Origin of the sequence: Streptosporangium nondiastaticum (genome assembly GCF_003011965.1) — a bacterium.
GTDB lineage: Bacteria > Actinomycetota > Actinomycetes > Streptomycetales > Streptomycetaceae > Streptomyces > Streptomyces nondiastaticus.
Map to the genome: position 1 here is coordinate 1 of NZ_PXWG01000382.1, position 412 is coordinate 412.

Here is a 412-nt window from a genome sequence, read left to right on the forward strand (position 1 = left end):
CGTCGGGATCGACGAGACGCAGAGCTTCTTCTCGTTCGGTAACAAGTCCAACAAGGAGCACCGCGAGATCCGCGACGAGATCCGGGAGGGCTTCACCGAGTTGTCCAAGCTCGGGCCGGCCGTCGGGATCTGGGTCATCTTCGCAACGCAGCAGGTCAGAGAGTCGACCATCCCCACCGATGTTGCCGCGAACGCTGTCATCCGCTACGCGCTGAAGCTGGAGGGCTGGGAACCGAACGACCGCATCCTCGGCACCGGCTCGTACAAGAACGGTATCGACGCCACCATGTTCGACTTCGCCGACAAGGGGATCGGCATCCTCAAGGCCGAGGGGATGCGCGCGGAGATCGCCCGATCGGTGTTCGGCCTGGACGCGCCCACGGCGCGCAAGGTGGCGGAGCGGTGCCGGCGG

General features: G+C 65.5%; 1 pseudogene. It reads left to right on the top strand.

The annotated features are described in order from the left end of the window. A pseudogene (locus B7P34_RS38040) lies at window positions 1-412 on the top strand (hypothetical protein); the annotation flags it as partial.